We start from the raw sequence: 26,093 nt of genomic DNA, 5'->3' as shown, positions 1-26,093 counted from the left end.
GTCCATAGTGCAGAAGGAGTAACTGCGGGTTTCCATGGGGATGCCTGATCAGTGACGCAATGCCGGGGTATGCCATTACGATGGCAGTAGTAGCCCCGGTCCGCAGAATTCAACGCCGCGGACCGGGGTGACCACGAGAGATGCCGCCCGGCTAAGTAAGGTGCGCCTAACTGGCTAGCGGCCAACCACGCGACAAAGATGAAACTGTTGCGAGAGGAGTCCTGCCATGAGCACTGTGGACAGCTTCGGTTCCAAAGGCGTACTGAATGTAGCCGGCACCGACTATGAAATTTTCCGGTTGAACTCCGTAGAGGGCGCAGACAGCCTTCCGTTCAGCCTTAAGGTATTGCTTGAAAACCTCCTGCGGACTGAGGATGGCGCCAACATAACGGCTGACCATGTCCGCGCCCTGGCCGGTTGGGATCCCAATGCGGAGCCCGATACGGAAATCCAGTTCACCCCCGCCCGCGTCATCATGCAGGACTTCACCGGCGTTCCCTGCGTCGTGGACCTGGCTACCATGCGTGAAGCCGTCAAGGAGCTCGGCGGTGACCCCAAGCGGGTCAACCCGTTGGCGCCTGCAGAAATGGTCATCGACCACTCCGTCCAGATCGACGCCTTCGGAAACTCCGGCGCACTGGAGCGCAACATGGAGATCGAATACCAGCGCAACGGTGAGCGCTACCAGTTCCTTCGCTGGGGCCAGACCGCATTCGATGACTTCAAAGTTGTTCCCCCGGGAACCGGCATCGTCCACCAGGTCAACATCGAGTACCTGGCGCGCACTGTCATGACCCGCGAGGTAGACGGCGTTGTCCGCGCCTACCCCGACACCTGTGTTGGCACCGACTCGCACACCACCATGGTCAACGGCCTGGGCATCCTGGGTTGGGGCGTTGGCGGTATCGAAGCCGAAGCTGCAATGCTCGGCCAGCCCGTCTCCATGCTGATTCCGCGCGTTGTGGGCTTCAAGCTCAAGGGCAGCATCCCCGCTGGCGCCACCGCTACCGACGTGGTGCTGACCATCACCGAAATGCTGCGCAAGCACGGTGTTGTTGGCAAGTTCGTTGAGTTCTACGGTGAAGGCGTTGCCGCTGTTCCGTTGGCCAACCGCGCCACCATCGGCAACATGAGCCCGGAATTCGGTTCCACGGCTGCCATGTTCCCGATCGACGACGTCACCTTGGACTACCTGCGCCTTACCGGCCGTTCCGAAGCAAATGTCGCCCTCGTGGAGGCATACAGCAAGGAACAGGGCCTCTGGCACGATCCGTCCCGCGAACTGCGTTTCTCCGAGTTCTTGGAGCTGGACCTGTCCACGGTTGTTCCTTCCATCTCAGGCCCCAAGCGTCCGCAGGACCGCATTGAGCTCACGGATGCCAAGGAGCAGTTCCGCAAGGACATCCACAACTACGTAGCCATCGAAGACGGCAGTGTGGACGAGTCCCTGGACGAATCGTTCCCGGCTTCGGATGCGCCGTCCTTCACGCACGCTGATTCGCACACCACGGAGACGGAGCGCGTTTACTCCGCCGCCAACGGTGCGCATGGCCGCCCCTCTTCGCCGGTCAAGGTCACCACTGCGGACGGCCGCGAGTTCGAGCTGGACCACGGTGCAGTGTCGATTGCCTCGATCACGTCGTGCACCAACACGTCCAACCCGTCCGTCATGTTGGCTGCAGCCCTCCTTGCACGCAACGCCGTGGACAAGGGCCTGACCTCCAAGCCGTGGGTCAAGACCTCTGTTGCTCCCGGTTCGAAGGTCGTCACTGACTACTACGAAAAGTCCGGCCTGACCCCTTACTTGGAGAAGCTCGGCTTCTACATCGTGGGTTACGGCTGCGCCACCTGCATCGGTAACTCCGGCCCGCTTGAGCCGGAAATCTCCGAGGCCATCCAGGCCAACGACCTCTCCGTCACCGCTGTCCTCTCGGGTAACCGCAACTTCGAAGGCCGCATCAACCCGGACGTGAAGATGAACTACCTGGCCTCGCCGCCACTAGTCATCGCGTACGCACTGGCCGGCACCATGGACTTCGACTTCGATACCGATGCCTTGGGCACCGACTCCGAAGGCAACGAAGTTTTCCTGAAGGACATCTGGCCGAACCCCATCGAGGTGCAGGAAGTCATCGACTCCTCCATCGACGAGGCTATGTTCGCCAAGGGTTACGAGGGCGTCTTCGACGGCGACGAGCGCTGGAAGGCACTCGACACCCCTGCCGGTGACACCTTCGCGTGGGCCGAGGACTCCACCTACGTGCGGAAGCCCCCATACTTCGAGGGCATGAAGGCCCAGCCGGATCCCGTCAAGGACATCGCAGGCGCCCGCGTGCTCTTGAAGCTTGGCGATTCCGTCACCACGGACCACATCTCCCCGGCCGGTTCCTTCAAGTCGGACACGCCTGCCGGCCAGTACCTCCTGGCCAACGGCGTGGAGCGCAAGGACTTCAACTCCTACGGTTCCCGCCGTGGCAACCACGAAGTCATGATCCGCGGTACGTTTGCCAACATCCGTATCAAGAACCAGCTCCTGGACAACGTTGAGGGTGGCTTCACCCGCGACTTCAGCCAGGAAGGTGCGCCCCAGGCCTACGTTTACGACGCAGCCCAGAACTACCAGGCAGCAGGAACGCCCCTGGTTGTCCTGGCAGGCAAGGAATACGGTTCGGGTTCGTCCCGTGACTGGGCAGCCAAGGGCACCGCGCTCCTGGGCGTCAAGGCCGTCATCGCCGAAAGCTACGAGCGCATCCACCGCTCCAACCTCATTGGCATGGGCGTCCTTCCGTTGCAGTACCCTGCCGGAGAGTCCGCAGCAACGCTGGGCCTGACCGGTACGGAAACCTTCGCAGTGGAAGGCGTCACCGAGCTCAACAACGGCACCACGCCGAAGACGCTCAAGGTAACGGCCACGGCTGAAGACGGTACCGCCAAGTCCTTCGATGCCGTTCTGCGCATCGATACACCGGGTGAAGCGGACTACTACCGCAACGGTGGCATCCTGCAGTACGTTCTGCGCCAGATCTCGGCATAACGGACCGGCTGGTTTCCAGCTGATTCATAAGCCGGACAGCCCCGGCTGGTCGCCCGACCAGCCGGGGCTGTTGGCGTTCCGGCAGCAGCCCTCGGGGGCCTGTGCCAGGACCCGGACCCACGGCGCAACGCGGGGGTCCGGGCACGCGCTAGAGTTAACAAGCACGTCATTCACCCTAAGGAGGGCCGTTGGGACTTTTGGAAACCGTCAAGGATCCACAGGACCTGGCCAAACTGTCCGGCACGGAGCTGGAACAACTGGCCGGCGAAATCAGGGAATTCCTGATCACCAACGTAGCCGCAACGGGTGGACATCTTGGTCCCAACCTGGGCGTTGTTGAACTCACGCTCGCTGTCCACCGGAACTTTGAGTCGCCGCGGGACAGTGTCATCTTCGATACCGGGCACCAGTCCTATGTGCACAAGCTGCTCACAGGACGCCAGGACTTCACCACGCTTCGCCAGCAAGGCGGACTGTCGGGCTATCCGGACCGTGCGGAGTCCGAGCACGACATCGTGGAAAGTTCACATGCGTCCTCCTCCCTGTCCTGGGCAGATGGCATTTCGCGTGCCCGGCAGTTGACCGGCGAGGGCGACCGGTTCGTCGTCGCCATTGTTGGCGATGGCGCGCTCACCGGTGGAATGGCATGGGAGGCCATCAACAACATTGCCGCGGATAAACGGCGTCGCGTGGTGATCGTTGTCAACGACAATGGGCGCTCGTATGCTCCCACCGTGGGCGGTTTTGCTGACTACCTTGCGTCATTGCGTCCCACCATCGACTCCTTGCGCACCACCCCGGCTTACGAGCGGATGTTGGACTGGTGGAAGAAAAAGCTCCAGGACGGCGGCCCCGCCGGCCAGTTCACTTATAAGAGCCTGCATGCCATGAAGAAGGGCATCAAGGACTGGTGGGCACCTCAGGGCATGTTCGAGGACCTTGGCATGAAGTACATTGGCCCGGTTGACGGGCATAACCTCCAGGCCATGGAGCATGCGCTCAACACCGCCAAGGCTTACGGCGGACCCGTCATTGTTCATGCCATGACGGAAAAGGGCCACGGCTATGCTCCCGCCCTCGCCAATGAAGCAGACCAGTTCCATGCCGTAGGAATCATTGACCCGGAAACGGGCGAGCCCACCGAAATGCCTGGTGCCAGATCCTGGACCTCGGTATTCGCTGAAGAAATCGCGGATATTGCTGACGAACGCCCCGACATCGTGGGCATCACCGGCGCCATGCTCATACCTGTGGGATTGCACAAGTTCGCTGAGCGTCATCCGGAGCGGGTGATCGACGTCGGCATCGCGGAGCAGCATGCGCTGACGTCCGCCGCAGGCATGGCGTTCGGTGGCCTCCACCCGGTGGTGGCCGTTTACGCCACCTTCCTGAACCGCGCCTTTGACCAGCTCCTCATGGACGTCGCCCTGCATAAAGCCGGTGTCACTATCGTCTTGGACCGTGCCGGCGTGACGGGCCCGGACGGACCCAGCCACCACGGGATGTGGGATATGGCGATGGTCCAGATCGTGCCCGGGCTCCACTTGGCGGCTCCCCGCGATGCCACCCGACTCCGGGAAGAACTGCGTGAGGCGGTGGCGATCAACGATGCCCCCACTGTGGTTCGGTTCTCCAAGGGCAGCGTCGGTTCCGAAATTGAAGCTATCGAGAGGCTTCATGACGGCGTGGACATCCTCGCGCGGCGCCCGGAAGGCTCCACCGAGAACGATGTCCTGATCGTCAGCGTCGGCGCCATGTCCGAACTCGCACTGGATGTCGCAACCCGCTTGGGTGCCCAAGGCATCAGCTCCACTGTGGTGGATCCCCGGTGGGTCCTGCCTGTCCGGAAATCGATCATCGCCCTTGCCGCCCGTCACCGCTTGGTGATCTGCATCGAAGACGGCGTCCGGGCGGGTGGCGTGGGCTCGCGTATACGGCAGGAAATGCGGGCTGCAGGGGTAGACACCGCGCTGAACGAGGTGGGCTTGCCGGTTGAATTCCTGGTACACGGCTCCCGCAGCCAGGTCCTGGAGCGCGTGGGCCTCACCGCCCAGAAAATAACCCACGACGTCGTAGCCCAGGTTTTGGGCACGAAGGTTCCGTTTGCCAGGCCCCTCCCGGGCCAGGAACACCCCACCACCGGCAGCCTGCCGACCCTGTGACGGACGAGCGCGTACCGGGCGCATTGCAGCCCGGTGACCTCGTGGTGTCGAGGAACAGGAAATGGGACGGCAAAGCCCACTGGGTGGTGCCTGGCCGCTACCTGGGTGAGGACATTCACGGGTGGTGGATATTTCAGGGAGCGGGGGAGTTTTGCGCACGCCCGGGCGCAGCGTTCTACACGGCGTCAGATGCCGTCTTGTTGGTCCCGCGCACCGGGGAGTTTGTGGCTACGTTCTACGACGACAGCTATCCGGGCGACTTCAGGATCTACGTCGACCTCGCCACGGCGCACGCTTGGAATCCCCTTAAGCCGGGTGTAACAGAGTTCCACATGATCGACATGGATCTGGACGTTATCCGTTCCACCAGGCACGGGGTGTTCGTGGACGACGAAGACGAGTTTGAGCATCATCGGATGGCCATGGGCTATCCGCAACAGACGGTGGACGCAATGCGCGCAGAATGCGCAGCCCTCTTCGAGGCAGTGGACACCATGAAAGCACCTTTCGACGTCAATGGAGCCACCAGCACCAGCGCCGAGTGGTTCAGGAAAGGACGAGCATGATCGGCATCATCCGCGCGTACAAGCGCGACGACGAAGGAGTACTTCACTTCCGGGAGGCCTGGTATGACGACGAAGACCAGCAGTTCGTGGTCAACCATGGTGTAGTAGGGCACCAAAGCAAGACCGACGAAGCAAACGTTGACGACGAGTCTGCCGTGGAAGGCCTGATGGCCGCTTTTGCCGCGCAATGCGAGGAAGACGGCTACGCCGAAATTCCCGAGTCCGAACAGTTCTGGGTAGTTGCCCAAATTGCGTTGAAAACCAAGGACGGCACCGAACGTGACAAGCACCTGGAGCGGAAGGCCAAAGCCGCCCTCACCGGTGAGCTGGCGTGGCGTGGACTGGGCGTGGTGGACCGTTCGGAGATTGGCAACGGCCACTTGAACATCTTCTGCCTCTGCCCGGACGTCAACAAAGCCGTTAACGCCATCAAGATCTGTGTCCGTGGTGAGGATCTGGACTTCACCAAGCTCACTGTTGCAGCAGCGCCGCACAGCGACCCCACAGCATTCCGGGTGAAGCACTCGCCCAAGCAGGGCGCGGGCTTTACTCTCTAAGTAGCACCCAACGCATCAGGAGGGATCTCCATGTCGTCCAAGAGCAACTGGCCCGGACATACGCCGCTGCCCAAAGGTCTCGCTGCGCCGGCGAAACGTGCCCTGGCCCACGAGGGAATAGAGACACTGGAGCAGTTGGCCGAGTTCGGCGAGGTGGAGCTTTCCAAGCTCCATGGCATGGGTCCGGTGGCCATAGCGCAGCTTGAGGATGCCATGGAGGAGTCCGGGATCTCTTACGGTACCCGGTAGCTTGAGGCGTTTTTGTTGCCTTGGGTGACCAACGGTGCCGGGCGGCCCGTATAGGCTGAATTCATGACTGAATACCGACGCCTTGGCCATTCCGGACTGACAGTCTCAGCTGTAGGGCTGGGCTGCAACAACCTGGGCCGCGCCAATACTCCCACCGAGTCCCAGGAAGGCACGGACGCTGTTGTCCACGCTGCAATCGAAGCCGGGGTGACCTTCTTTGACGTCGCCGATGTTTACGGTCGTGAGCCCGGCCTGAGTGAGGTCATGCTGGGCAAGGCGCTGAAAGGCCGCCGTGATGACGTGGTCATCGGTACCAAGTTCGGTATGGACATGCGTGGAGTCAACGGCAAAGACTTCGAAGCCCGGGGTTCGCGGCGGTACATCGTGAAAGCCGTAGAAGCTTCACTCCGCCGCTTGGACACCGAGTGGATCGACCTCTACCAGTTCCATACCCCGGACCCGCGCACTCCCATCGACGAGACCCTTTCAGCCCTGGATGACCTGGTGTCCAGTGGCAAAGTGCGTTACATCGGGCATTCGAACTTTGCCGGCTGGCAGATAGCCGAGGCCGAGTATGTAGCACGACAATCACCATCACTTGGCGTCCGCTTTATCTCGACGCAAAACCATTACAACCTCCTGGATCGGCGCGCCGAACTCGAAGTGCTTCCCGCAGCCCGGGCCTTCTCCTTGGGTGTCCTGCCGTACTTCCCTTTGGCCAACGGGCTGCTCACCGGAAAGTACTCCGCGGGGAAAGCACCGGAGGGCTCACGGCTGAGTCACACCCGCACCAACCTGGTGCACGACGCCGACTGGGAGCAGCTTGGCCGCTTCGGCCAGTTCGCGAAAGAACGGGAGATCAGCGAACTTCAGTTGGCCTTCTCCTGGTTGGCCGCGCAGCCCGGCGTCAGCAGCGTCATCGCGGGTGCCACCCGTCCGGAGCAGATCCGTGAGAACGCCGAAGCCGTGTGCTGGGTCCCCACTCAGGAGGATCGCGACGAACTGGACGAGATCTTCCCACGGGCGCCGAAGGTGGCACTCTTCTAACCCTCTCGCACATCCCACCCACTTACGGTGTCCCTCTCTCACATAAAAGCCCTTAAACCGTCACGCTCTCCCACTAACGTGAGAGAGCGATCCGGCTTAAGCGGCGGGATGTGAAAGAGCGTTCCGGTTTAGGCCGCGGGATGTGAGAGAGGGATGGGTTAGGCAGGCGCTGATGCGACGCCAGGGGCGAGGAACCGCTTGCCGTTGACCCGCTCCGATGCGCCCACCCGGTCCAGGTACGGCGTAATGCCACCCAGGAACATCGGCCACCCGGCGCCCATGATGACGCAAAGGTCGATGTCTTCGGGTCCGGCCACGACACCTTCTTCGAGCATCAGTCCGATCTCCTCGGCCAGGGCATCCTGGGTGCGCCGGAGGACTTCTTCACCAGTGGACGCGGTGTTGCCGAAGGACATGATGGCCAGCGTCTCAGCCGGGATGACAGGAGTTCCGTCAGGACCCGGGACCCACAGGCTCTTCACTCCGTTGTCGATGAGTTTCTGCAGGTTCTGCGAGACCGGGAACCGGTCGCCGAACGCGGCGTGCAGAGACTCCTGGACATGCTGGGCGACCGGCAGGCCGACCATGGCACTCAAGGTGAACGGCGACATTGGCAGCCCCATGGGACGCAGCGCGCTGTCTGCCACCTCCGCCGGGGTTCCTTCGTCGAACGCCGCGATGACCTCGCCCATGAGGCGAAGCAGGATGCGGTTGACCACGAAGGCTGCGGCATCCTTGACCAGCACGGCGGTCTTCTTGAGTCCTTTGGCGAGTTCGAACGCGGTGGCCAGGACGGCGTCGTCGGTCTTTGGGGCCCGAACGATCTCCAAGAGCGGCATGACAGCCACCGGGTTGAAGAAGTGGAAGCCCACCAGGCGTTCGGGGTGCTTCAAATCTTCGGCCATGGCAGTGACGGACAGTGAGGACGTGTTGGTGGCAAGGATGCACTCGGGAGAAACGATCGCTTCCACCTCGGCGAAGACCTGCTTCTTGATGTGCAGTTCTTCGAAGACGGCTTCGATGACGAAGTCGGCATCTGCGAAGGCTTCCTTGGAGACAGAACCCGTAATGAGCGCTTTGGTCCTGTTGGCGGCGTCCTGCTTGATCCGCTTCTTGGCCAGCATCTTGTCGACTTCGGCGTGGACGTACGCGACGCCCTTGTCCACCCGTGCCTGGTCTATATCGGTCATCACCACCGGGACTTTCAGCTGTCGGGCGAACAGGAGTGCCAGCTGGCTTGCCATGAGCCCTGCACCTACCACGCCGATCTTGGTGACCGGGCGGGCAAGCTTGCGATCGGGGGCGCCTGCGGGACGCTTGGAGCGCTTTTGGACGAGGTCCAGGAACGCATACACGGTGGAGCGGAACTCGTCGGTTTGCATGAGCCCGGCGAGGGTCTCGCACTCGAGTTCAGCCGACTCGGCTTGGGTCATGGTGCGGTTGGCCTCCATGACGTCCAGGACCTTGCCCGGGGCGGGGGAGGCGTTGGAGGTCTTGGACTCCACGAAAGCCCGACCTGCGGCTACCGCAGCTGCCCAACGGGTGGTGACTGCGTCATCGGTGGCATCAACGGAGTTCTTCCGCTCAGGCGTCACCTTGCCGGAAATGACTTGGGCCGCCCATGCGAGCGACTGTTCCACGAAGTCGGCCGGTTCGAACATGGCATCGGCCACGCCGAGCTCGAACGCCTCCGGTCCGGTGAGCGTGCGGTTGTTGCTAAGGGGATTCTCGATCATCACCTTGACGGCGTTCTCGGGACCGATGAGGCGCGGCAGGATGTAGACGCCGCCCCAGCCCGGTACGAGGCCGATGAAGGCCTCAGGCAAGGCCAAGGCGCCGGCACCCGTAGAGACGGTCCGATACGTGGACTGCAGGGCGATCTCCAGCCCGCCGCCCAAGGCAAGGCCATTGATGAAGGCGAAGCTCGGAACACCCATGTTGGCGAGGGTGCTGTAGACGGCGTGCCCAAGCTGCGCCATCCAGAGCCCGTGCTCGCGTTCCCTGAGTGTCTTTACGGCGGAAAGGTCGGCACCTGCCACCAGGAAGTACGGCTTTCCGGTGACGCCGACGCCAGCGATTTCTCCCCGCGAGGCCCGCTCCTTGAGCTTCTCCAAAACGTCGCCGAGCTCAACGAGTGTATTGGGCCCCAGTGTGGTGGGCTTGGAGTGGTCAAGGCCGTTGTCCAAGGTGATCAGTGCGAAGGTGCCGGCGCCCCCCGGCAGCTGGATGTCCTGCACATAGGAGTGCGTGACAACTTCGTCAGGGAAGAGTGCGGCGAGCTTCTGGAATTCGGCGGCGCTCATGCGGCGGCTCCTTCGGTGGTGGCTGCTGTGGCCTGGTCAGTGGTGCCGTGGTCAGAGGTGAACGATTCGTAGGCGGCGTGATGCGGGTTTTCCCAGATCACCGTCGCGCCCATGCCCAATCCAATGCACATGGTGGTCATGCCGTAGCGGACAGAGTGGTCTTCCTCGAACTGCCGTGCGAGCTGGTTCATCAGGCGGACGCCTGAGGAAGCAAGTGGGTGTCCGACGGCGATCGCACCGCCATAGCGGTTGACCCGGGGATCGTCATCGGCGATGCCGAAGTGGTCCAGGAAACTGAGGACCTGGACGGCGAAGGCCTCGTTGATTTCGAAGAGTCCAATGTCCTCGATGCCCAGCCCTGCGTTCTTCAGGGCCTTTTCCGTGGCGGGAACCGGTCCAATGCCCATAACTTCGGGTTCGACGCCGGCGAAGGCGTAGGAGACGAGGCGCATCTTGACTGAGAGGCCCAGTTCCTCAGCGGCTTCGGCCGAAGCGAGAACCGCGGCTGTGGCGCCGTCGTTCAATCCAGCAGCGTTTCCCGCAGTGACGCGACCATGGGCGCGGAACGGGGTCCGCAGTTCGGCCAGGTCGGCAACTGTGGTGCCGGGCCGCGGCGGCTCGTCCGCGGTGTGCAGGGCCCAGCCCTGGCCGGGCTTCATGGTGGCTACGGGGACCAGGTCACGCTGGATTTGTTCGTTGGAGTAGGCTGCGGCGAGCTTGGCCTGGGAGGCCGCCGCATAAGTGTCCGTGCGGTCCTTGGTGATCGCGGGGAAGCGGTCATGCAGGTTCTCGGCCGTGTTGCCCATGTTCAGCGCCGCGGGGTCCACCAGGCGTTCGGACATGAACCGCGGATTGGGATCGGCGCCCGCACCCATGGGGTGGTTGCCCATGTGTTCCACACCGCCTGCAATGACGACGTCGTAGGCACCGAAACCAATGCCGCTCGCCGTCGTCGTTACTGCAGTCATGGCACCTGCGCACATGCGGTCGATGGCGAAGCCGGGTACCGTGCGGGGGAGCCCAGCCAGCAACGCCGCTGTGCGGCCGATAGTGAGGCCTTGGTCCCCGGTCTGGGTGGTGGCGGCGATGGCAACTTCGTCGATCCGGTCCGCGGGCAGTGAGGGATTCCGGCGCATCAATTCCCGGATGCATTTCACCACGAGGTCATCGGCACGGGTGCCCGCATAGATGCCTTTTTCGCCGGCCTTACCGAAGGGGGTGCGCACACCGTCCACGAAGACGACGTCGCGGACGTTCCTCTGAGCACTGCGTGATGGACTCATGTAATAACTCCTCGTTGAGACATGGCGCCGAATCCCGCGTCGCGGGTGCTTCGGCTGGCATTGGGTCCAATGTTACTCGTGGGTAACTTAGCTTGCAAGGCCCGCGACCAAGCGTTGCCCGCCTGTCCTCGGGACGCGAAAGGCCTGCCATCACGAACTTCAGTTCGGAGTGACAGGCCTCAAGGCGGGCGGGAGCTCAGCCGGCATTGCTGGAAGGTTGCGCGTCCTTGGACGTTTGAACTTCCTTTCCCTTGGACTCTTTGCCGGGAAGCGGAGCCGGGTTCAAGCACGCTTCGGTGAGTATCGGAGCGGCGAAGGAGATTTGCCACTCGCGCGCACCCAGGGACCGCAACTCTGCAGCGACGGACTCCAGGGCAACATCGGCCGGAGGGCGCCAGACAACTCGTCGCAAATAGTCCGGTGTCAACAGGTTCTCCACTGGCAGCTTCAGCTCGTCTGCTTTGGCCTGCAGGGCCGGCCTGGCAGTGGCGAGGCGTGCGGCGGCCTCGGGATCCCTGTCCGCCCAGACCCGTGGCGGAGGAGGGGCGTTGGTGGGCAAGTGCAGGGGTGGGAGATCCGTGAGTGTCCGGGCGTTGGTGATGCAGCGGAGCCAGCGCGGGGCTTCCCTCTGGGCGGACCGGCCGTGGAATCCCTTGGTGGCCAGTAGTTGCGGCACGGTGGTGGGCATGGCTTTGGCTGCAGCTACCAGCGCCGAGTCGGGGATGAGCCGGCCGGGAGCTACGTCCCGTTTGCGTGCCAGTTGGTCCCGCTCAAGCCACAGCTCACGTACAGCTGCCAGTTGGCGGCGGTCGCGTATCTGGTGGAGTCCGGAGGTCTTCCGCCAAGGATCGACGCGCGGGGCAGAGAGGCCGGCGGCGAGGATGCCTGCAAACTCCTGTTCGGCGTATTCAAGCTTGCCGTCAGCCTCCAGCAACTCGATGAGTTCCTCCCGAAGTTCTGCGAGGACTTCGACGTCCAAAGCAGCGTAACGCAGCCAGGGTTCCGGCAGGGGGCGTGTGGACCAGTCGGCAGCGGAGTGTTCTTTCGCGAGGCCGAATCCCAGAAGTTGTTCAATGACGGCGGCAAGGCCTACGCGGGGGAGTCCCGCGAGGCGGGCGGCGAGTTCGGTATCGAAGAGCTTGTCAGGCCACATGCCGAGCTCCGAAAGGCAAGGGAGATCCTGTGACGCTGCGTGAAGGATCCATTCGACGCCGCGGAGTGCGTCATTGATGATGTCCAGGTTGTCGAATGGTTCGGGATCGATCAGCCAGGTTCCGGCGCCCTCGCGACGGATCTGTACCAGGAAAGCCCGCTGCCCGTAGCGGAACCCGGAAGCGCGTTCTGCGTCCACTCCGGCAGGTCCTGTTCCGGCGGCGATTGCGGCTGCGCACCGCTCCAGCCCGGACGGGGTGTCGATGACCAGGGGTACGCCCTCACGGGGAGTATCGAGATCGATGATTTCAGGGACGTGGCTATCGAAGCCGTCTACCTTGATGTGGGTGGTGGGATCAGCAACCGGGTCGCCGGCCGTGGTGTTTTCCGGATTTTCAGGGGTCATGGTGGGTTAAGCTTACCGATTCCGGCCACGGCGGTATTTTGCGCGACCAATTTGATGACCAGACGACGCAATTTTCATCTTCAATTGAGTCTCCGGTTGGGCAATCCGGTAACGCCTGGCGGCAGGGGTGGCAGGCCAGCGAAGGTACAGACCATGTCGGACCAGGCTTCGAGGTGGGCTTGAACATCCTGGCTTGCCGGTGTCCAGGATGCGCGGAGTTCTATGTCTATGGTGTCCGGCCGTTCAGCCAAGGTGCCGAAGCTTTCGGAAAGAATCCTGGTGGCAGTGCCGCCGGCGGCCCGATATGGCGCGGCATGGTTCTCCAGGGCGTCAACGAGCCAGGTCCAGGCAACAGAGCCGAGCATGGAGTCGTTCCCCATCTCTGCGTCCATTTGGGCCCGAATGTAGGTGACGATTCGGAACTCTCCCTCCCAGACGGCAGAACCGTCGGGGTCATAAAGGAGGATGAAGCGGCCAGTGGCCAGTTCATCGTCCTCTTCGCTTGAGGGGCTGCTGCCTTGGTTCGCGGCGAAGGCCTTGGCAGCTGGTCCATGAACGGGAACTTGGCGGGTTGCCGCAGTGGGGCTGAAAACTTCAGCTCCCAAGGCAACTGCGTAGGGAGCCAGGCGGGCAGGAGCGGGGATCTCGTCAAGCCGCAGTTCGCTGCGGCACTGTGCTTTTCGTAGCGATCCCAAGGCGAAGAGAAATTCCGAGGGAACCTGTGCGAGGGCGTTCACCATCGCAGATTATGCGTCCGGGGCAGCGAATCTGTGCAGGCTCGCCGCCCCGGTTTGCACGTGTTACTTGTTAGGCCAGTTCGCGCTTTATTGCCGCCACGAAAGCGTCAATGTCTTCCTCCGTGGTATCGAACGAACACATCCACCGAACTTCGCGGCGGGCGGCATCCCAGTCGTAGAAGGCGAAGGATTCACGCAGCTTGTCCGCCACGCCTTCGGGAAGGATGGCGAACACGCCGTTGGACTGTGTTGCCTGGGTTGGCTCCACGCCGTCGAGTCCTTCTACTGCCGTTCGCAGCCGGGCGGCCATGGCGTTGGCGTGGGCGGCGGAACGCAGCCACAGGCCATCCTCCAGCAAGGCAATGAATTGGGCCGAGATAAAGCGCATCTTCGATGCCAATTGCATGTTCATCTTGCGCAGGAACTTCAGGCCGTCAGCCGCCTCCGGGTTCAGGGCCACCACGACTTCACCAAAAAGTAGTCCATTCTTGGTGCCGCCAAAGGAAAGGATGTCCACGCCGGCGTCGCGGGTGAACGCGCGGAGGGGAACGTCCAGGTGCGCTGCGGCGTTCGCAAGTCGGGCGCCATCCATGTGCAGCTTCATGCCTTTGGCGTGAGCGTGGTCGGCGATGGCCCGCACTTCTTCCGGCGTGTAGCAGGTGCCGAGTTCAGTGGTTTGGGTAATGGACACCACCAGCGGCTGGGCGCGGTGCTCGTCGCCCCAGCCCCAGGCTTCACGGTCGATCAGCTCGGGCGTGAGCTTGCCGTCCTCGGTGGGCACTTGCAGCAGCTTGATCCCGCCCACCCGTTCCGGTGCACCGTTCTCGTCCATATTGATGTGTGCTGTGGAGGCGCAAATCACCGCACCCCAGCGCGGAAGGAGGGACTGCAGGGCAAGGACGTTCGCTCCGGTGCCGTTGAAGACCGGGAAGGTTTCGATGCCCGTGCCGAATTGCTGCTCCAGCACCTCCTGCAGCCGTGCTGTGTAGACGTCCTCACCGTAAGACACCTGGTGACCGCCGTTGGCGGCTGCCAGTGCTGAGAGGATCTCCGGATGCACCCCGGAGTAGTTGTCCGACGCGAATCCACGAACCGCAGGGTCATGCAGCTGACCCGCGCCGGGGGTTTCATTGGCACTGTGGATTGCCTCTGTTGTGCTCGTCACTTGTTCATTCACGCTTTCAAGTCTATTTGGCCGGCAGGATTCTATTTGGCCAGCAGGATGCGCTGGCCGTTGAGGGTGGCGGCGGGTTGTTCAAAGAGTCCGACGGCGGCAGCCGCCAATTCTTCAACGTCCGTGAAGCCCGGGAATCGCCTTTCGGGATGGGCCTCCCGCATGGCTGTGTCCACGAGGGCTTTGACCACGAAGATTACTGCCGCGCTGTGCTGCCCGGTGGGGGCCTCCGGGTTTCCGGTGCTTCCGGATTGCGCCCGCCGGAAACCATCCGCTACCGCCAAAGTCCATGCTTCCCCAGCTGCTTTTGCCGCCGCGTAGCTGGCGGCCGCGGCTGTCGGAGCAGCGGCGGTGGTTGACGACACCATGGCAAAACGACCGTGCGGGGATGCTTCAACCTGGCTGTAGAAGACCCGGGAGACGTTGCGGAGCGTGGTGACAGCGCTCCGTTCCATGGACTCCCAGTCCTCATCCGTTTGGTCTTCGATGCCCTTGGCGCCCCGCCAGCCGCCCACCAGGTGGATCACGCCGTCGACGCCTTCGATGCCGAGGTCACGGACGCTGGCCGCAAGTTCCCGTACGGATTCCAGGCTGGAGAGATCGGAAACCAGGGGAGTTGCCCCATTGCCGGCTTCAGTCGCGGCGGCTTTGATACGGACATCGTCCGAACCCACGGTGAGCACCCTGTGACCGGCGGCCCCCAACGCGCGTGCCACGGCGATGCCCGAAGCGCTGCTTCCGCCGGTCACGAGGATAGTCAGTGTGGTCATCAGGCCGCCGTCGAGCCAGTGATGCCGGTGGTGGACTCGATGACAGGGCGCATCTTCTTCTCCAGTGCTTCGTAGAACATGGACAGCGGGAACTCGTCATCCAGCACCTGGTCAGTGAGGCCGCGGGGCGGACCGTCCAAGGGCAGCGCGTCCGGGCCCTTGGCCCATACCGACGCCGGGTGGGGAGTCACGGTGCTCGAAATGAGCTCGTACGCCGCCAGCCAGTGGGCGGCCTTCGGGCGGTCGATCGAGCGCCAGTACAGCTCCTCAATTTTGGCGCCGAGTTCCACTACAACCGAGGCAGCTTCGTCCCAGTCGATGGAGAGCTTGCTGTCCGTCCAGTGGAGCACGTGGTGCTGGTGCATCCATGCGAACAGGAGCTGGCCGCCCAGTCCGTCGTAGTTACGGACGCGGCTGCCCGTGATGGCGAAACGGAAAATCCGGTCGAAGATCACTGCATACTGGACGAGCTTTGCATGCTTGCGGGCATCGGGGTCGGCTTCTTCGTCTTTTTCAATGCGTACGGACTCCCGGAACGCGGTCAGATCGCAGCGCAGCTCCTCCAGCGAGTAAAGGAAGAACGGCATTCGCTGCTTGATCATGAACGGATCAAAGGGAAGGTCCCCCCGCATGTGGGTGCGGTCATGGATCAGGTCCCACATGACAAAGGTTCGCTGGGTCAGTTCCTGGTCCTCGATGAGCTGCGCTGCATCCTCGGGAAGTTCAAGCGAAGTGGTGGCCGCGGCTGCCTTGAGGACGCGGCGGAAACGTGCGGCCTCGCGGTCAGCGAAGATGGCGCCCCAAGTAAAGGTAGGGGTCTGACGAACGGCCACCGTCTCGGGGAAAAGCACAGCCGAGTTGGTGTCGTACCCGGGCGTGAAATCCATGAAGCGGATGGGAACGAAGAGCTTGTTGGAGTACTCGCCGGCCTCCAGGCCGCCAATGAACTCCGGCCAAATAACCTCGATCAGGACGGCTTCGACCAACCTGTTGGTGCTGCCGTTCTGCGTGTACATGGGGAAAACCACCAGATGCTGGAGGCCGTCAACGCGCTGCTCCTGGGGCTGGAACGCCTGAAGGGAGTCCAGGAAGTCCGGCACCCCGAACCCGCCTTCGACCCATCGGCCAAAGTCTTCCACCAGGAGCTCCAGGTACCGGGCATCGTGGGGGAAGTGCGGAGCCAGGGCTGCGATGGCGTCGGTCACTGTGGCAACGAGGCTCGCTGCCTCGGGGTGGGCTGCGGAATCTGCAATGGAACCGTCCTGCTCCTGATGTGCCTGCAGTGCTGTGGCAGCGGCCTTCAGGGTCATCCATTCGGCGTTGTCAGCGGCGACTCGCGGCAGGATGGCGGTGGTGATGGTGGTCATGGAGCTCGGCCCTTTCGAAGTGGTGTTTGCTTCTGGGCCGAGCGTAGCAAGCAAAAAGCATTGCTAATCCAAGAATGACTTGAGCATAAGAAAGTCTTGGTCATTTGGTGCTTGAAGACGGGTCGAGATTCAGTCCCGCCATAGGGAGCCCCTAAATTACGCCGCGTTCCCGGACGGGCCGGCAAGGCGCCAGCCCGTCCGAAAACTGCCTAGCTCTCTTCCGGCGTCACCAAGCGAAGCGAAACGGAGTTAATGCAGAACCGCTGGTCCGTGGGCGTGCCATAGCCCTCGCCCTCGAAAACGTGCCCCAGATGCGAGTCACAGTTTGCGCACCGGACTTCAACACGATCCATTCCCATGGTGCGGTCATGGAGGTACCGGACCGTGCCTTCGGCCAAGGGTGCCCAGAATGACGGCCAACCACAATGGGAATCAAATTTCTCGCGGCTGGTGAACAACTGGCTGCCACAAGCGCGACACTGGTACACGCCTTCCGTGTGGGTGTCCCAGTACTCGCCCGTGTACGGCCGCTCAGTTCCTGCCTGCCGAAGAACACGGTATTCCTCGGGCGTCAGCTCCTCCCGCCACTGGGCATCGCTCTTTTCCACGGGCACAGAAGTTGTCTTGCTGGTGTTGTCAGGAGTGTTCATGTCTAATGCAACGCTCACGAGTCGCCGATAAATCCCGAACCGGCGTACAGGTGGAGGACCGGAAGACCCAGCTGATCCTGTGCCTTATTGGCCCAGTCCGTGTGGAACGTGTCCGAAATGGCATGGGGCCGGGTAATGACAACCGCCTGCGCGGCGTCCACCGCACGGACCTTCGCCACCAAGCCGGCCACGGCGCCGCCGTCGACGACCTCCCCGGTGACGCCACCGCCCAACCCGGCCAACGCCGCCAGCGATGCAGCAAGCGTCTCAGAGGCCTCCGCACGCTCAGCCTCAGGGTCGGGATGCTGTGCAGTGAGCTCCCGGAACGCCTTGGCGATATCAAGCAGCGACAGGTTTTCCAAGAAGTCGACCAGAAGATGTCGCTCTGTGTTTGAGGGGACCAGGACAATAAGGGGCGCATCACCGCCGTCGAGCAATTTGGCGATATTAACGCGGTCGTCGGGGCCGAGGGGCTCTTCAGTCAGGATGACGATGGGATCACTCATGGCTACAGCGTAGTCCCGGCGAACCGCTGTCCGCAGACTTTTGGGACTCTGATTCACGCGCCAGGATTCGCGGGCCAATGCGCCGCGCGGTCCACGCCTGCCCCAAGCACCGCCGCTGAGCAGCAACAATGGAACCATGGCATCGACTACCCCGCCAGCGAGCGACGCTGCAGACAAGAAACTCTCCCTCCGCACCAAATGGGCCATCGCAGGATTCCTGGCCGGCGGTACCGTAGCCGGCCTGGTAGGTGCCGGGTCCTCGGCGCTCGCCGTTTATTTTGCCCGCCGCGTCATAACGCCCGCCGCCCGGCACGAGGACCAGGAAGTACTGGCCGTGATCCGCGGTGACAAGGGGCAACAAGTCATTCTCGCGGCCACCCCCGATACCACCATCGACGGCGTCTTCAGCCTCTTCTTCTCCGGCGGCCAAGGACATGCCAGGATCGGTCGGATTGTGTCGTATTCGCCCGCCGAGCAAACCGTGCTGCGTGAGGTCGAAGAAGTCTACAGCGGCAACCTCTCGGAGGCGCGCCGTGCTTGGTGGAGCGGTGCAACGTACCCGGATCCGGCCGCGATCGGCCTTGCGGCCGAGAACGTGGACATAGAGATCGACGGCGGGAAGGCACCTGCCTGGTTGATCCGTGCCGAAGCTTCGGCCGCGGCGCCGGTCTGCGCAATCATGGTTCACGGTCGCGGAGCCACGCGTCTGGAAGGCCTCCGAGCCGTCCGCACCGCACGCGAGCTCGGAATGGACAGCCTGTTGATCTCCTACCGTAATGACGGACTTGCCCCCGCCGCGCCGGATGGACGATACGGCCTCGGTTCTACGGAATGGCGCGACGTTGAGGCCGCGATTGACTACGCACTGGATCAGGGTGCGCAGGAAATAGTTTTGTTTGGCTGGTCCATGGGCGGGGCGATCAGCCTGCAAACAGCGGACCTGTCCAAGCACCGCCACCTCATTCGCGCGTTGGTACTGGATGCCCCGGTTATCAATTGGGTCAATGTCATGGCCCACCACGCCCAGATGAACAGGATCCCCTACAACGTGGGTAGGTATGGACAGATGATGCTGAGCCATCCCTTGGGGCGCAGGCTGACCGGACTATCTGCGCCTGTGGATTTGAAAGCAATGGACTGGGAAGCACGGGCAGTCGAGTTGCGGACCCCCACCTTGCTGATCCACAGCGTGGACGACGACTACGTGCCCTTCGGGCCTTCCGCGAGCCTTGCGGAGAAGAACCCCGAGATGGTCACCTTTGAGCCGTTCGACGGCGCCCGGCACACCAAAGAGTGGAACGTGGACCCCGAACGCTGGGAGCGCCTGGTCCGCGCCTGGCTGCAGAGGCAACTGGCTCCCAGGAACAATCCCGGGCAGACGGGCACCATCGGGCAGCCCGCCTAAGGACCCCTGGCGGTTGTGGGTGAGCCCAGGCGGATTCGGGTCAGCCCTTGATGCTCGATGCAGTGCCGATGGGAGCCGTGATGGCCTTGGTAAGCCGGATGAGATCGGCCGGAGCCAGCTCAATGTCCAGGCCACGGCGGCCTCCGGACACAAGGAGGGTAGCCAAGTTCAAGGCAGACTCGTCAAGGACTGTGGGGGAGGCCTGCCGCTGTCCCAGCGGTGATATGCCTCCCAGCACATATCCGGTGCGTCGTTCGGCGGCCTTGGGATCGGCCATTGCTGCCTTCTTGGCTCCGAGGGCTGCAGCGACGGACTTTAGGTCGAGGTTCCCGGACACCGGAACGATGGCCACGGCCAGGCGGCCTTCAACCTCCACCATGAGAGTCTTGAAAACCCGCTCAGGCTCGATGCCGAGGACTTCCGAGGCCTCCAGGCCGTAGCTGGACGCCGACGGGTCGTGGGCGTAGGGGTGTAACACGAAGGGAACGCCGGCCGCTGCAAGTGCTGCAGTAGCCGGCGTTCCCTGTGAAGCCATCTTCTTGGCCATACCTATGGTTATGCCCTTCAGTTTTCCAACGGGTCAGTGTTCCAGCCGGCTGGCTGCTGCGACTTTCCGCTTGATACGGCCGAGCATGGCGGTCATTCCCCGCATGCGCAGGGGAGTGATGGCCCGGGTGAGGCCCAGCAACTCCGGCATATCGTCGGGCACGGCAAGGATTTCCTCTGCAGTCAATCCATCCAGGCCCTCGTGCAGGACCCCTGCGAAGCCGCGGGTTGTGGGCGCTTCCTGAGGAGCTTTGAAGAAGAGGCGGTAGGCGCGGGCGCCGCCGTCGGGATTTTTCTCGGACTCAATAGTGAGAAACAACGGTGACTGGCACTCCACAACCTGTTCCAGCAGTTCAGGGTGGTCCTTCAAGCGCTCCGGAAGCTCCGGCAAGCCCCTCGAGAATTCGAGCAGGAGTTGCAGGCGGTCAGGCTCCGTCAGTGCCTGGAAGTCATCGACGATTTCCGCCAGGGCGGTGGGCAAAGTGTTCGTACTCATCACTTCCAGCTTACGCACAACAGCGGTCAATGCATCTTGTGTGGCCGAACACTACGGATGCCTTCCTGCCTGCGTTGGTGCTGACGAACCCCTAGTTGCTGACGAGGGACGCAGGAACGGAACCGCGCTCGGCGCCCTTGACGATGGGAACCCGCACAGCGTTGCCCCACTCGGTCCAGGAGCCGTCGTAGTTGCGGACGGTATCGAAGCCCAGCAGGTACTTCAGAGCGAACCAGGTGTGGCTGGAACGCTCGCCGATGCGGCAGTAGGCCACCACGTCATCGCCGGGTTCCAGGCCAGCCTCGCCAAGGTACAGGGCTTCGAGCTCTTCACGGCTCCGGTAAGTGCCGTCTTCAGCCGCAGCGCGTGCCCACGGGATGGATGCGGCGGTGGGAATGTGGCCGCCGCGCAGCGCGCCCTCTTCCGGGTAGGCCGGCATATGCGTTCGCTGTCCCGTGTACTCCTCAGGGGAGCGGACATCAATCAGGGGGTTGCCCAGGTGGGCAAGGACGTCTTCCTTGAACGCGCGGATGGGAGCATCATTGCGTTCCACCTCCGGGTATTCACCCACTGCGGGCTGGGGGACGTCGGTGGTCAGCTCGCGGCCTTCGGCGATCCACTTGTCGCGGCCACCATCGAGGAGGCGGACATCCTCATGCCCGAACAGCGTAAAGACCCAAAGCGCGTAGGCAGCCCACCAGTTGGACTTGTCACCGTAGATGACCACGGTGCTGTCGCGGGAGATGCCCTTGGAGGCCGCGAGGGCGGCAAAAGCGGCACCGTCCACGTAGTCGCGGGTGACCTCGTCATTCAGGTCGGTGTGCCAGTCAATCTTGACGGCGCCCGGGATGTGGCCGGTTTCGTAGAGGAGAACGTCTTCGTCGGATTCAACAACCACAAGCTTGCCGTCGGCAATGGCGCCGTCTGCAAGGGCTGCCGCGAGCCACTCAGTGGACACAAGGCGTTCGGGGTTCGCATACGATGCAAACTTTTCGTTCTGTTCAACTGGGTAGGACATGGTGATGGCCTTTCACTGACAACGGTCGGAGCCAGGCCGTGGAAGGTGGTGCAGGTGCCGGCCGGGCGTGCTCCAACACTAACCACGGTCAGCGAGGAATGCTTCCCTGTGGTCATACGGTGAAACATGGGCTTGGTCACGTGACGGTTTTCCGAGTGTCCGATGCCGGTATTCTTGCTGGGGACCTAATACCGAAGGAACGGACCACCGTGGTAAAGATCGAACAACTGGCTGCCCGCACACCGGCAGTCTCCGTGGAGGAACTCCTCAAGGGTTTCTACCCGTCTCCGCGATTCGGAGAGGTATCGTTCGACAGTTACCGGCCGGATCCTTCCCAACCGAGCCAGGCAAACGCAGTGAAGCTGCTTTCCGGATTTGCCGATGGCGTGGGATCCGATGACGGTGGCGGTCTCTTCAAAAAGTTCTTCGCCAAGAAGGCGCCGGCAACGAGGGCAGGAATCTACCTCGACGGCGGTTTTGGTGTGGGTAAGACCCACCTCCTGGCTTCCCTTTGGCACAGGTCCCCGGGCCCGAAGGCCTTCGGAACGTTTGTGGAATACACCAACCTCGTGGGTGCGCTGTCCTTCCGCAAGACTGTGGAAGCCCTGAGCAGCTACAAGCTGGTGTGCATCGACGAATTCGAACTTGATGATCCGGGCGACACCGTGCTCATGTCCCGGCTCATGCGTGAACTGGCCGACGCCGGTGTGAAGCTCGCGGCCACGTCCAACACCCTTCCCGGTTCCTTGGGTGAAGGGCGCTTCGCGGCAGTGGACTTCCAGCGCGAAATACAGGTCCTCGCGGACCAGTTCGACGTCGTCAGGATCGACGGCGAAGACTTCCGCCACCGTGGTTTGCCCGCGGCTCCCGCACCCCTCAAGACCGAGGAGCTTAAGCACCGTATGCGTGCCGAGTTCGACGGGAAGACCGTGGCTGTGGATGATTTCCGCACTCTCGTGAATCATCTGGCCGCCGTCCACCCCAGCCGTTACCGGCAGCTCATCTCGGGCGTGGAAGCTGTGGTGTGGAGCGACGTCGAAACCATTACCGAACAGGCCGTCGCCCTCCGCTTTGTGGTTCTTGCGGACCGGCTTTATGACAAAGACGTGCCGATCCTCGCCAGCGGCGTACCTTTCGACCAGCTCTTTACGGAAGAGATGATGACCGGTGGCTACACGAAGAAGTACTTCCGTGCTGTCTCCAGGCTGACGGCCCTTGCCCGTGAGGCCCAGAACCACGAGCCTGCCTGATCCGGGTTTTCGCTTAGATCGGACTTCCTGCCTGCTTCACGCCTTGTGAACAGGTTCGCGGCTCTTCAGCATCCACCGCACCAGGATGCCGCCTGCCAACGCCCAGAAGGCAGCGCCAACGCCGGCGAAGCTCAGGCCTGATGCTGCCAACAGGAAAGTGATGCAGGCGGGGATGCGTTCCTCGGCTACCGCCAGGGCCGACGAGATGGACGAGGCCAGTGTCCCCAAAAGGGCGAGGCCGGCCACGGCCTCAAGAAGTCCGGGCGGCGCTGCAGCAACTAAAGTGACCAGTGCTGCTGAGGCAACGGCCAGGATCAAATAGGCAAAGCCTGCGACAAACGCGGCGATCCAGCGCCTGCCGTGGTCCCTGCCCGCTTCCTCACCCGCCGCTAAGGCTGCGCTGAGGGCGGCCAGGTTGATCGCATGGCCTCCAAACGGCGCTCCCGCGATGGTGCCCGCTCCGGTTATCAGCATCGACGGCCGCCACGGGGTGGTGTAGCCGAACGACTTCAGGACCGCGACGCCGGGAATGTTCTGTGATGCCATGGTGACGATGAACAAGGGCAGTGCCAAACCCACCGCAGCCTCCACGGTAAAAGCGGGGGTGGTCCACTCCAGCCTTGGCAGGAGGCTGCCGACGGGAATCTGAACGCCGTTGGACACGATGTGGACGCCGATGACCGCCAGTGCGACGAGCAGCGATGCCGGCACCGACCAACGTGGTGCGACTTTCATCAGGACAACCCAGCACACCACCACTGGTGCGATGAACAGGGGAGCCGATCCCAACGATTTGAAGGGCGCAAGGCAAAGGGGGAGCAGCACGCCGGCGAGCATTGCCTGTGCCAGTGCGGTGGGGATCTGCGCCATGATCCTCCCCAAGACGGGAAGGAGCCCTGTCAGGACGATCAGCACCCCGACGATCAGGAACGCACCTACAGCGGCCGGCCAGCCGCCGTCGACCATTCCAGCGGAGGCGAGCAGCGCCGCGCCGGGCGTGGACCACGCCAAAGTTACGGGCATCCGGGACCGCCACGAGAGCCACAGGATTCCGAGTCCAAAGGTGAGCGTCAGCGCTAGTAGGCCGCTGGATGCTTGGGCCTGGTTCGCCCCCACAGCCTTCAAACCCGCCAGGACCACAGCGAATGACGAGGTGAAACCCACTAGGGCGGTGACGATGCCTGCCGTGATGGGTGGTCCCAGCGTCTCCTTGGCGGCGCGGCTTTGGACGGCAGGGGTGGAAGCTGAAGGCATAACGTCCAACGTACCTGACCAGCCGGGTTAGCGGCTGCCCGTTAAACGCCAAGGGCACCGGTGGCGCCTCTCGGCGGGACCGGTGCCCCCTTGACGTATCTGGTACGGCGGCTCAGGCAGCTACGGCTGCTTCGGCTCATCCGCGACGGGAGCCTGTCCAGGCTTACCGTCGTTCTTGGCCACGAAATCGGAAGCGGCATTTTGGACTTTGTCGACGTGACCGGCATACTTGCCGCCCGTCTTCTGGTCCACAAAATCCCCGGCCTTGTCGATGCCATTCTTGATGGCTTCTCCGTTGCCTTGAATGAGACCCTGAGCCTTGCCCTTCAGGTCGTCAATTAAACCCACGGGCACCTCCCTTCCATTCGCGGAGCCAGTTCGCTCCTCCGCGTCCGACCCTAACACCAGTTCTCCGAGGTGCCAAGGGTTCGGCGGCGGCCTGTGGACGAACTACGCCAACGGCTTATTTTCGAGCTTGTGGCGCGGGCTGTCCGGGTTCATGAGGGAGTGCCTGCGTCCATAAGCGAAGTAGATGATCAGGCCGATAACCAGCCAGGCCCCGAACCGCACCCAGGTTTCCCAGTGGAGCTGGAACATCAGGAAGGCCGAGGCCAGGACACCGAACGCGGGGACAACCGGCATGAAGGGCAAACGGAACGTGCGCGGAGCATTGGGCTTGGTGTAGCGGAAGACGATCACGGAAATGCAGACCACCACGAAGGCAGCCAGAATGCCGATGTTGGTGAGGTCGGCGACTTCCTTGATGGGGAAGACGCCGGCGAGGAACGCTGAGGCCACACCTGCAATCCACGTGACCCGCTGCGGAGTCCCGTGGCGGTCAGTCTTGGCAAACCAGCCAGGGAGAAGGCCGTCGCGGCTCATGGAGAACCAAACTCGGGTGACGCCAAGCAGGAAGGTGAGCATCACGGTGAGGATGGACAGGACCGCGAACACCGAAATGATGGTGGCGATGACAGGCAGGCCGACGCCGGTGAACGCTGAAGCGAAGCCGGCTGTGGGATCAATGTCCTTGTAGTTCTGCATGCCGGTGAGCACGAGTGTGGCGGCAACATAAAGCAGCATGGCCACGATGAGCGAGAGGATGATGGCCTTGGGCATGTGCTTCTTGCCGTCCTTGGCCTCTTCCGCGGCGGTGCTCATGGCGTCATAGCCGAAGACGGCGAAGAAGACGGTAGCGGCACCGGCCAGGACGGGGCCGAAGCCACTGGGCATGAACGGGTTGTAGTTCTCGGTGTTGATGTAGAAAATACCCAGGCCGATGATGAACAGGATCAGGATGACCTTGATGGCAACCGCTACCAGTTCAAAGCGGCCAAACGCTTTGGTTCCCCGGCTCAGGATCCAAGTGACCAGGAGGCAGACGAGGATGGCCGGCAGGTTGATGATGCCGCCCTTGCCCTCGTCAGCGGTGGACGTCATCCACGTGGGCATATGGATTCCGATGCCGGAAAGGAAAGCATCGAAGTAACCGGAGATGCCGATAGCCACCACAGCCACGATGGCGATGTATTCAAGCAGGAGATCCCAGCCGATGAACCAGCCGATGATCTCTCCCAAAGCAACATAGCCGTAGGTGTATGCCGATCCGGCGCGGGGGATCATGCCCGCGAATTCGGCGTAGGACAATGCTGCTGCACCGGAAGCGAGACCGGCGATCAGGAACGAGAAGAGCACGGCAGGGCCGACGCCCGGGTTGCTCTCGCTGCCATGGGCTACCAGCCCGGCCAGCGAGAAGATGCCGACGCCGATAATTCCGCCGACGCCGATGGCTGTCAGTTGCCAGAGGCCAAGACTCTTAAAAAGTCCGCTGTGTTTGTTCTCTTCCTCAATATCGTCGATGGGCTTGCGCCGCAGGACGGACTTGGAAGCCGTCATTTGGTTCATGGGGGTACTCCTGCCGGTAGGCGTGGAACGGTGATGAGCTCGCAGTACATTATGCGAGCCGAATCACATTAGATAAAGCGACTTCTTCTGAGGGGTATCGGTTACTTCCAATAATCAATTGAGTATTGGCGGAATCCGGGCATAAAAAAAGCAGCTCCGGGGAGCTGCTTTCTTTATTTGGAGCGGACGACGAGATTCGAACTCGCGACATCCACCTTGGCAAGGTGGTGCTCTACCAGCTGAGCTACGTCCGCAC

The 26,093-nt window shown here is 62.5% G+C and carries 23 protein-coding genes and 1 tRNA gene; 8 read left to right on the top strand and 16 right to left on the bottom strand.

From position 1 onward, the window contains the following. Window positions 1-226: 226 nt before the first annotated feature. The 6 genes from acnA (at window position 227) to M1D89_RS14450 (ending at window position 7,615) form a co-directional block, all read left to right on the top strand. Window positions 227-3,034: an aconitate hydratase AcnA gene (gene acnA / locus M1D89_RS14475; RefSeq protein ID WP_498644484.1), complete on the top strand. Its 2,808-nt coding sequence runs from the start codon at window positions 227-229 to the stop codon at window positions 3,032-3,034. A gap of 188 nt (window positions 3,035-3,222) precedes the next feature. Next, window positions 3,223-5,196 carry a 1-deoxy-D-xylulose-5-phosphate synthase gene (dxs, locus tag M1D89_RS14470; protein WP_498644482.1) on the top strand — a complete coding sequence of 658 codons (1,974 nt, stop codon included), beginning with the start codon at window positions 3,223-3,225 and terminating at the stop codon, window positions 5,194-5,196. Next, complete coding sequence (locus M1D89_RS14465) at window positions 5,193-5,762, top strand: DUF402 domain-containing protein (protein WP_091466744.1); 570 nt, start codon at window positions 5,193-5,195, stop codon at window positions 5,760-5,762. Before dxs ends, M1D89_RS14465 begins: the two co-directional genes overlap by 4 nt. Beyond that, complete coding sequence (locus M1D89_RS14460) at window positions 5,759-6,319, top strand: hypothetical protein (protein WP_498644479.1); 561 nt, start codon at window positions 5,759-5,761, stop codon at window positions 6,317-6,319. The genes M1D89_RS14465 and M1D89_RS14460 overlap by 4 nt, the downstream gene beginning before the upstream one ends. A 30-nt stretch (window positions 6,320-6,349) precedes the next feature. Continuing rightward, window positions 6,350-6,568, top strand: a complete 219-nt coding sequence (locus tag M1D89_RS14455) for a helix-hairpin-helix domain-containing protein (protein ID WP_498644477.1) — start codon at window positions 6,350-6,352, stop codon at window positions 6,566-6,568. A gap of 63 nt (window positions 6,569-6,631) precedes the next feature. Next, a complete protein-coding gene (locus M1D89_RS14450) occupies window positions 6,632-7,615 on the top strand; it encodes an aldo/keto reductase (protein ID WP_498644475.1) in 984 nt (327 codons plus the stop codon). 158 nt (window positions 7,616-7,773) lie between these two features. Here the strand turns inward: M1D89_RS14450 and M1D89_RS14445 are convergent, their stop codons facing one another. The 9 genes from M1D89_RS14445 to M1D89_RS14405 form a co-directional block, all read right to left on the bottom strand. After that, window positions 7,774-9,918: a 3-hydroxyacyl-CoA dehydrogenase NAD-binding domain-containing protein gene (locus tag M1D89_RS14445; protein WP_498644473.1), complete on the bottom strand. Its 2,145-nt coding sequence runs from the start codon at window positions 9,916-9,918 to the stop codon at window positions 7,774-7,776. Continuing rightward, window positions 9,915-11,201: a thiolase family protein gene (locus tag M1D89_RS14440; RefSeq protein WP_498644471.1), complete on the bottom strand. Its 1,287-nt coding sequence runs from the start codon at window positions 11,199-11,201 to the stop codon at window positions 9,915-9,917. Before M1D89_RS14440 ends, M1D89_RS14445 begins: the two co-directional genes overlap by 4 nt. Before the next feature lie 196 nt (window positions 11,202-11,397). Next, window positions 11,398-12,759 (bottom strand): HRDC domain-containing protein, encoded by a 1,362-nt coding sequence (locus M1D89_RS14435; RefSeq protein WP_498644469.1) that lies wholly within the window; start codon window positions 12,757-12,759, stop codon window positions 11,398-11,400. Between the two features lie 80 nt (window positions 12,760-12,839). Further along, window positions 12,840-13,499: a DUF3000 domain-containing protein gene (locus M1D89_RS14430; protein ID WP_105690896.1), complete on the bottom strand. Its 660-nt coding sequence runs from the start codon at window positions 13,497-13,499 to the stop codon at window positions 12,840-12,842. Between the two features lie 67 nt (window positions 13,500-13,566). Then, window positions 13,567-14,673, bottom strand: a complete 1,107-nt coding sequence (locus M1D89_RS14425; RefSeq protein WP_498644467.1) for a threonine aldolase family protein — start codon at window positions 14,671-14,673, stop codon at window positions 13,567-13,569. A 29-nt stretch (window positions 14,674-14,702) separates the two neighbouring features. Then, complete coding sequence (locus M1D89_RS14420; protein WP_498644465.1) at window positions 14,703-15,440, bottom strand: SDR family NAD(P)-dependent oxidoreductase; 738 nt, start codon at window positions 15,438-15,440, stop codon at window positions 14,703-14,705. Then, entirely contained in the window at window positions 15,440-16,807 is a 1,368-nt protein-coding gene (locus tag M1D89_RS14415) for a DUF6421 family protein (RefSeq protein ID WP_498644463.1), read from the bottom strand. Before M1D89_RS14415 ends, M1D89_RS14420 begins: the two co-directional genes overlap by 1 nt. A 209-nt stretch (window positions 16,808-17,016) precedes the next feature. Then, window positions 17,017-17,457, bottom strand: coding sequence for a peptide-methionine (R)-S-oxide reductase MsrB (msrB, locus tag M1D89_RS14410; protein ID WP_498644461.1), 441 nt, complete (start codon window positions 17,455-17,457; stop codon window positions 17,017-17,019). Between the two features lie 14 nt (window positions 17,458-17,471). Further along, the gene (locus tag M1D89_RS14405; protein WP_091467649.1) at window positions 17,472-17,963 is read right to left on the bottom strand and encodes a hypothetical protein; all 492 of its coding nucleotides are present in this window, start codon (window positions 17,961-17,963) and stop codon (window positions 17,472-17,474) included. Window positions 17,964-18,099: 136 nt separating this feature from the next. Here M1D89_RS14405 and M1D89_RS14400 point away from each other — a divergent pair, with 136 nt between their 5' ends. Further along, window positions 18,100-19,368, top strand: coding sequence for an alpha/beta hydrolase family protein (locus M1D89_RS14400; protein WP_498644458.1), 1,269 nt, complete (start codon window positions 18,100-18,102; stop codon window positions 19,366-19,368). Window positions 19,369-19,408: 40 nt separating this feature from the next. Here the strand turns inward: M1D89_RS14400 and ybaK are convergent, their stop codons facing one another. From ybaK to M1D89_RS14385, 3 genes are all read right to left on the bottom strand, one after another. Continuing rightward, window positions 19,409-19,915 (bottom strand): Cys-tRNA(Pro) deacylase, encoded by a 507-nt coding sequence (ybaK, locus tag M1D89_RS14395; RefSeq protein ID WP_498644456.1) that lies wholly within the window; start codon window positions 19,913-19,915, stop codon window positions 19,409-19,411. 33 nt (window positions 19,916-19,948) lie between these two features. Continuing rightward, window positions 19,949-20,410 (bottom strand): SufE family protein, encoded by a 462-nt coding sequence (locus tag M1D89_RS14390; protein ID WP_192812000.1) that lies wholly within the window; start codon window positions 20,408-20,410, stop codon window positions 19,949-19,951. Between the two features lie 91 nt (window positions 20,411-20,501). Beyond that, window positions 20,502-21,428: a sulfurtransferase gene (locus M1D89_RS14385; RefSeq protein WP_402937282.1), complete on the bottom strand. Its 927-nt coding sequence runs from the start codon at window positions 21,426-21,428 to the stop codon at window positions 20,502-20,504. Window positions 21,429-21,637: 209 nt separating this feature from the next. On the opposite strand from M1D89_RS14385, the gene zapE reads away from it, so the two are divergent. Beyond that, window positions 21,638-22,678, top strand: a complete 1,041-nt coding sequence (gene zapE / locus M1D89_RS14380; RefSeq protein ID WP_498650959.1) for a cell division protein ZapE — start codon at window positions 21,638-21,640, stop codon at window positions 22,676-22,678. 36 nt (window positions 22,679-22,714) lie between these two features. Here the strand turns inward: zapE and M1D89_RS14375 are convergent, their stop codons facing one another. The 4 genes from M1D89_RS14375 to M1D89_RS14360 form a co-directional block, all read right to left on the bottom strand. Next, entirely contained in the window at window positions 22,715-23,932 is a 1,218-nt protein-coding gene (locus M1D89_RS14375; protein WP_498644453.1) for a benzoate/H(+) symporter BenE family transporter, read from the bottom strand. Between the two features lie 120 nt (window positions 23,933-24,052). Then, window positions 24,053-24,286, bottom strand: coding sequence for an antitoxin (locus tag M1D89_RS14370; RefSeq protein WP_498644451.1), 234 nt, complete (start codon window positions 24,284-24,286; stop codon window positions 24,053-24,055). Window positions 24,287-24,382: 96 nt separating this feature from the next. Next, window positions 24,383-25,837, bottom strand: coding sequence for an amino acid permease (locus M1D89_RS14365; protein ID WP_498644449.1), 1,455 nt, complete (start codon window positions 25,835-25,837; stop codon window positions 24,383-24,385). A 178-nt stretch (window positions 25,838-26,015) separates the two neighbouring features. Next, a tRNA-Gly gene (locus M1D89_RS14360) sits at window positions 26,016-26,091 on the bottom strand. Window positions 26,092-26,093: the final 2 nt, after the last annotated feature.

The organism is Arthrobacter sp. D3-18 (assembly GCF_054408525.1).
Note: the sequence above shows the minus strand (reverse complement) of the source record. Positions and strands in the feature narration are given on the sequence as shown.